Raw genomic sequence first — 3742 nt, forward strand, 5'->3', positions numbered from 1 at the left:
TTGGCGACCGTCGCGGTGAAGGTGCGCGCGTCAGGGCGCAGGGCGGAACCCGCGAAGGGCGGCGGTCGGTTACGTCAACGCGCACGGCACCGCCACGAAGCGCGGCGACATCGCGGAGACCACCGCCCTCGCGGACGTCTTCGGTGTCGACGGCGTGCCGGTCAGCTCCACCAAGGCGCTCACCGGCCACCTGCTCGGCGCGTCCGGTGTCCTGGAGACGGCGGCCACCGCGTTGGCGCTCGGTCGGGGGCTGCTGCCGCCGACGTACCACCTCGACGACCCGGACCCGGCCTGCCCGGCGGACCACATCCGTGGCACACCCCGCAAGGCCGACCCGGAGTACGCGGTGACGAACTCGTTCGGGTTCGGCGGTCAGAACGTGAGCCTGCTGCTCGCGCGTGTCGCCGAGCCGAGGAGGTGATCGACGCGGCATCCCGGGCGGCCACGCCCGGACGGCAGTACGGGGGGAATTGTGTGGGAGGGGTTTCAGGGAACATGGACATCCGTGGTATCGACCACATCGAACTCTACGTGGGGGACGCCCGGCAGGCGGCCTTCTACTTCAGCACCGCCGTCGGCTTCGACATCTGTGGCCAGGGTGGCCCGGAGACCGGGCTGGAGGGGCAGCGCTCACTGCTGCTCTGCCACGGCGACATCCGGTTGCTGCTCACCTCCGGGCTGAGCGCCGAGCATCCGGCGGCGCGGTACGTGCAGCGCCACGGTGACGGCATCGCTGTCGTCGCCGTCGAGGTCGACGACGTGGCGTCCGCGTACGCCGACCTGCTGGCTCGCGGCGCGACCGCGGTGACGCCACCGACCACCCGCACCGGCGCGGACGCCGAGGTGGTGTTCGCCGAGGTGGACGGCTTCGCCGACGTGCGGCACCGGTTGGTGCAGCGCCGTGGTGACCGGGCGGACTTCCTGCCCGGGGCCATCACACCGACGCCGTCGTCGACGCAGGAGCATCCGCCGGTGCTCGCCGAGATCGACCACCTGGCGGTCTGCGTGCCACCCGGTCAACTCGACGACACGGTCCGGCACTTCGAGAAGCTGTTCGACTTCGCGCAGATCTTCGAGGAGCACATCGAGGTCGACGGGCAGGGGATGAACTCGAAGGTGGTGCAGAGCGGATCCGGTCGGGTGACTGTGGTGCTGCTGGAACCGGACCGCGCCCGGCGGCCGGGGCAGATCGACGCGTTCCTCGACCAGCACGCCGGTGGGGGAGTGCAGCACCTGGGCCTGCGCACCGACGACATCCTCACCGCCGTCGAGGCGCTCGGCCGGCGCGGTGTGCGCTTCGCCGGCACCCCGGGCAGCTACTACGACTCGCTGGAGGCCCGGGTCGGTCGGGTGGACGCGCCGCTGGACCGGCTGCGTGAGCTGGGCGTCCTCGTCGACTCCGACCACGACGGCCAACTGTTGCAGATCTTCGCCGAGTCGATGCACGTGCGTCGCACGCTGTTCCTGGAGCTGATCGAGCGGCGCGGCGCGCGGGGCTTCGGCAGCGGCAACATCAAGGCGCTGTACGAGGCCAAGGAACGGGAACTCGCCACTGTGGCGGCCACCCCGCAGGGGGTGGGCGCATGACCACGCTCACTGACGAGGAGCGGGCGCTGCTGCCCTCCGACGAGGACGTGCGCCACTACGCCGAGCACGGCTGGTACCTGTCGAAGAAGCTGTTCACCGACGACGAGGTGGACGCCCTCGCCGCCGCCACGCAGCGCTACTACGACGGTGAGCGGGACCGGCGGCTGCCGGTACGACCACCGAAGTTGGCCTACTGGGACCCGTCGAAGGGGCCGGTGCAGCGGCACAACGACTACGTCCACCACGAACACGACGGGCTCGGCGCGATCCTGCGCAAGCCGCTGATCGGCGCGGTCGCCGCCCGGCTCGCCGAGGCCGACGAGATCCGCGTCTTCCAGTCCACGTTGATCTACAAGCCGCCGATCGACGGTGAGCCGAGCAACATCGTGCCCTGGCACTTCGACAAGCACTACTGGGCGTCCTCGTCGTCGGAGAAGATGCTCACCGCGTTCATCCCGTTCCACGACTGCGGGGAGGAGATGGGCACCATCACCATGGTCGACGGCTCGCACCGGTGGAAGGAGATCGGCGCGGACGACACAGTGGTGCGGCACTTCGCCGACCGGGACCGCAGCCAGCTGGAGGAGATGCTGGCGGAGAACGCCGCGTACAACGGCGCGGAGATCCGCAAGATCCCCATGGTGATCCCCAAGGGGCACGTGAGCTTCCACCACTGCCGCACCTACCACGGCAGCGGCCCCAACGTCAGCGGCCGCCCCCGGCAGGCGATCTCGCTGCACCTGCAGGACGGCGACAACGCCTGGCGGGAGTATCAGCTCTCCGACGGCACGCTCGCCGCGTACAACCACGACGTGCTGGTCCGTCGCACCCACGAGGGGCGACCGGACTACGCCGACCCCGATTACTGCCCGGTCATCTGGCGCCACCGCGCCCCACAGGGAGGCTGACATGTCACGGTACGACTGGGGTAAGACGCACCCGGGCATCGAACGGTTGGAGCGGGCGGTGACCGACCGGCGCGACGCCGTGGTCAAGCACCCCCTCTACGCCAACCTGGACACCCACGAGGCGCTGGTGACCTTCATGGAGCACCACGTCTTCGCGGTCTGGGACTTCATGTCCCTGCTGAAGTCGCTGCAACGGCAGCTGACCTGCGTCACCGTGCCGTGGATCCCGACCGGCCCGACGGGGAGCCGCCGCCTCATCAACGACATCGTGATGGTGGAGGAGAGCGACGAGCTGGGCGGCGGTTTCATCAGCCACTTCGAGCTGTACGTGCGGGGCATGGCCGAGGCCGGGGCGGACACCACCGCCGTCAACGCCCTGATCGACCTTCTGCGCGCCGGCCAGCCGGTGCGCGACGCGCTCGCCGAGGCCGGGGTTCCGGCGCCGTCCGCCGCGTTCGCCGCGACCACCTGGCAGATCATCGAGTCGACCCCGGTGCACTGCCAGGCGGCGGCGTTCGCGTTCGGCCGGGAGGACCTGATCCCGGACATGTTCACCCAGGTCGTCTCGGTCAACGAGGTCAGCAACCGGCTGCACACGTTCGTCGACTACCTGGAACGGCACATCGAGGTCGACGGCGAGCAGCACACCCCGATGGCCATGCAGATGCTCGCCGACCTGTGCGGCGACGACGACACCAAGTGGCAGGAGTGCGCCGACACTGTCAACACGGCGCTCGCCGCCCGGGCCCGCCTCTGGGACGACATCCTCGCCGCCATCAAGGGCCCGGCGTGACCGACGCCGACCCGGTCCGGCTCTACCGCACGGTCCGGCTGATCCGCCGGTTCGAGGAACGGGCGGTGGAGCTGGTCCACGGCGGGCAGATCGTCGGCGGCATCCACCCGTACCTCGGTCAGGAGGGGATTGCCGCCGGCGTCTGCGCCGCCCTGGGCGCCGACGACGTGCTCGCCGGGACCCACCGCGGCCACGGGCACGTGCTGGCCCGGGGCGCGGACCCGGCCCGGATGTTCGCCGAGCTGTGCGGCCGGGTCACCGGCCTCAACGCCGGCCGGGGCGGGTCGATGCACGCCGCCGACCTGAGCCTCGGTGTGCTCGGCGCCAACGCGATAGTGGGGGCCTCCGGGGCGATCGTCACGGGCGCGGTGTGGGCCCACCGCCGTCGGGGCCGCGACGGACCCCTGTGTCGCGGTACGCAGCGTCCTGCCGCCCGAGCAGTAGGCCGACAGCT

4 protein-coding genes and 1 pseudogene are annotated in these 3742 nt (G+C 70.9%); all 5 read left to right on the top strand.

Annotated features, from left to right (window positions below):
• Positions 1 to 58: 58 nt before the first annotated feature.
• A pseudogene (locus tag ACWCO3_RS32720) lies at positions 59 to 421 on the top strand (beta-ketoacyl synthase); the annotation flags it as partial.
• A gap of 74 nt (positions 422 to 495) precedes the next feature.
• Complete coding sequence (gene hppD, locus ACWCO3_RS32725) at positions 496 to 1587, top strand: 4-hydroxyphenylpyruvate dioxygenase (RefSeq protein ID WP_145781534.1); 1092 nt, start codon at positions 496 to 498, stop codon at positions 1585 to 1587.
• Complete coding sequence (locus ACWCO3_RS32730; RefSeq protein WP_145781537.1) at positions 1584 to 2495, top strand: phytanoyl-CoA dioxygenase family protein; 912 nt, start codon at positions 1584 to 1586, stop codon at positions 2493 to 2495. Before hppD ends, ACWCO3_RS32730 begins: the two co-directional genes overlap by 4 nt.
• Before the next feature lies 1 nt (position 2496).
• Positions 2497 to 3288, top strand: coding sequence for a DUF3050 domain-containing protein (locus ACWCO3_RS32735; RefSeq protein WP_145781539.1), 792 nt, complete (start codon positions 2497 to 2499; stop codon positions 3286 to 3288).
• A partial coding sequence (locus tag ACWCO3_RS32740) for a thiamine pyrophosphate-dependent enzyme (RefSeq protein ID WP_450013789.1) occupies positions 3285 to 3742 on the top strand: 458 nt, incomplete at its 3' end. The genes ACWCO3_RS32735 and ACWCO3_RS32740, both read left to right, overlap by 4 nt.

The sequence above is a fragment of the Micromonospora sp. NPDC002411 genome, assembly GCF_053592955.1.

Excerpts from the sequence above, each read along its gene's own strand:
- ACWCO3_RS32735 (WP_145781539.1), top strand. The coding sequence starts at position 2,497 with ATGTCACGGTACGACTGGGGTAAGACGCACCCGGGCATCGAACGGTTG.
- hppD (WP_145781534.1), top strand. The coding sequence starts at position 496 with ATGGACATCCGTGGTATCGACCACATCGAACTCTACGTGGGGGACGCC.
- ACWCO3_RS32730 (WP_145781537.1), top strand. The coding sequence starts at position 1,584 with ATGACCACGCTCACTGACGAGGAGCGGGCGCTGCTGCCCTCCGACGAG.